This window comes from Telluria sp. ZT3P26, assembly GCF_059686035.1.
Genome location: NZ_JCASII010000022.1, coordinates 1 through 2,160, shown reverse-complemented (window position 1 = coordinate 2,160; position 2,160 = coordinate 1). Strand labels below are relative to the sequence as shown.

At 58.4% G+C, this 2,160-nt stretch carries 4 protein-coding genes; 3 read left to right on the top strand and 1 reads right to left on the bottom strand.

Features of this window, described 5'->3' with window-relative positions; all coding sequences use genetic code 11:
• Positions 1 to 170 precede the first annotated feature (170 nt).
• Entirely contained in the window at positions 171 to 818 is a 648-nt protein-coding gene (locus AC56LN_RS23395; RefSeq protein WP_499574952.1) for a DJ-1/PfpI family protein, read from the top strand.
• A gap of 119 nt (positions 819 to 937) precedes the next feature.
• Here AC56LN_RS23395 and AC56LN_RS23390 read toward each other — a convergent pair whose 3' ends face one another.
• Complete coding sequence (locus tag AC56LN_RS23390; RefSeq protein ID WP_499574951.1) at positions 938 to 1,168, bottom strand: hypothetical protein; 231 nt, start codon at positions 1,166 to 1,168, stop codon at positions 938 to 940.
• Between the two features lie 239 nt (positions 1,169 to 1,407).
• Between AC56LN_RS23390 and AC56LN_RS23385 the strand changes: the two genes are divergently transcribed.
• Positions 1,408 to 1,548 (top strand): hypothetical protein, encoded by a 141-nt coding sequence (locus AC56LN_RS23385; protein ID WP_499574950.1) that lies wholly within the window; start codon positions 1,408 to 1,410, stop codon positions 1,546 to 1,548.
• 124 nt (positions 1,549 to 1,672) lie between these two features.
• Positions 1,673 to 1,858 carry a Wadjet anti-phage system protein JetD domain-containing protein gene (locus AC56LN_RS23380; protein ID WP_499574949.1) on the top strand — a complete coding sequence of 62 codons (186 nt, stop codon included), beginning with the start codon at positions 1,673 to 1,675 and terminating at the stop codon, positions 1,856 to 1,858.
• The last annotated feature ends 302 nt before the right edge of the window (positions 1,859 to 2,160 follow it).

Sequence of the window (2,160 nt, the reverse complement as noted above, 5' to 3'; positions counted from 1 at the left end):
TGAAACGACTTTGCGCCGATGATAGTGCTGCAACCAGTGTGAAAGTAGGTTATCGTCAGGCTAGTTATATAGAAAAGCCCCACTCAGTGATCTGAGTGGGGCTTTTCGCTTTGGGCGCCAGATATAGCGATATCATTGTCAAACCATATCCACCCAGCAAGGACATCACGATGAACGTCTACCTCGCGGTAATCGACACGATGGCGGATTGGGAGATCGGCTACCTGACGGCCGAGCTGCACAGCCGGCGCTTCTTCCACGATCCCGGGATGGCATGCAATCTTGTCAAACTCGGCGTGACCCTGGATGCCGTGCACAGTATGGGCGGCATTCGGTACGTGCCTGACGTAACGGTCGATACCATCCAAATGCAGGCTGACGATCTGCTGCTGCTACCTGGCGGTGATGTCTGGATGATGCCATTTGTCAGGCCTCTCCTGGCGTTGGCGCACGATGCCCTCAACCAGGGCCACAATGTCGCCGCCATCTGCGGCGCGACGGTTGGCCTGGCCAGCACCGGTGCGCTTGACCAGCGTCGTCATACCTCCAACGATCTCGGGTCGTTGCAAGCCGCTTGCCCTACATATACGGGGCAGTCGCACTACCGCCACAAACCGGCAGTTCGCGGCGACAACCTGATTACCGCAAGTGGCCTGGCGCCGCTGGAATTCTCGTATGAAGTGCTGAAGATGCTGAAGGTGTGGCGGCCGGCGACGGCAACCGCCTGGTTCCGTTTGCACAAGACACGGCAGGCATGCTGGTACGACGAGCTGGTCGCGTCAATGTCGCCTGATGCCCGGGAACCGTCGCCCGAATAGGCGAAGCATCCCGGCGAACAAGCTCTCGTACAGCAAGGCAGCCGGCGCCGACGCGCGCGAGCGTACGCTGCATACCGATGTGCTCGGACGCTTCAAGTCCGAGCGCGGCGATAACGACATTAGCGCGCGCCGTCGCGCTGCGTGATCACCGCAGCTATTCGGTGCTGCTCGGCGAATTCTGCAACGAGGGTTATGAGCAGACGGTCACCCTCGCGCAGGTATTCTGGTTCAAGGATCCGCGCGGCCAGCCCGAACGCTTCCATGCGGTGGCCGAAAGCACGCTGACCATCGCCGAGCATTTCTTGGGCTTCGGCAGCGACGTCACCAGTCCCGGCGCGAACATTGCGCAATTACCCGCAATTGCCAGCTCAAGGCCGGCGGTGAACGTCATGAAAAGGATGACCGGCGCACGATCGACGACCGCACCAGCTACGTGCTGGGTTGATCGAACGATGCAAAGATCGGCGCCCTGGCCCGGCAGGAGCATGACCTGGCCACGCGCATATCCTCGCAAGCCGCGCAGATCGTCACGCTCAAGCGCGAGGTAGAAGACGACAACAACGTGTATGGTTCGTGGCAGCAGCTGGCTGTGTACGCGCACTTTGCGGAGCTGGACTGGCAGGCGCTGATGGTGTCGATCGACCTGCTGTGCACGACGCGCAAGCAGCTGGCGCAGTGCGATGTGCTGGCGGCCGCCACGCTGTCATCCTTCGCTGGACTGCACGCGTAGGTGCGCAATCATCCGCGCAAGCTGCTTGAACATGCGAGCGGGTGGGAGCGCATCCTGGCCGGCCCGCACTGGTTCGTCGCGCATCATCGCTTGCGTGCGGTCCTGCCAGGGTGCATTCCTGCCGATGAATACGGCGACCTTCCAGGCGCATCGCTACCTATGGGGCCGCGAAGATGCCGACAAGCGTTTCACGGCCGAGCTGATCTGGCTCACGGATAACGAGCATGCGCTGTATGACGCGCTGCGCGATAACGTTCTGGGCGAGCGGCTTGCTTATGGATGGCTTATCACCGCAATTCAACATCGGTGACATGATTGCCTTGCGGACTGATCCTGCGTTTGTTATAGTCTCGCTCCCTCGACGCAGAAGCATTCAAATGGATGCAGCAGCGAAGAGGGAAGAAAAAAAGAAGTTGACGAACATCGCAAAACACCGCATACTCTCTCTTCTCTGCTGCTGACGAACACAACGCTTCGAAGCAAACGGCAGAAAACGCAGCACCGAATAAAGTTCTTTAAAAATTAACAGTCGATAAGTGTGGGCGTTTGATGAAGGTGCCAAGAACTTCGGTTCTTGATTACTTAAATTATCAAATGTTCACAAAAAAGAAA

Excerpts from the sequence above, each read along its gene's own strand:
- AC56LN_RS23395 (WP_499574952.1), top strand. The coding sequence starts at position 171 with ATGAACGTCTACCTCGCGGTAATCGACACGATGGCGGATTGGGAGATC.
- AC56LN_RS23380 (WP_499574949.1), top strand. The coding sequence starts at position 1,673 with ATGAATACGGCGACCTTCCAGGCGCATCGCTACCTATGGGGCCGCGAA.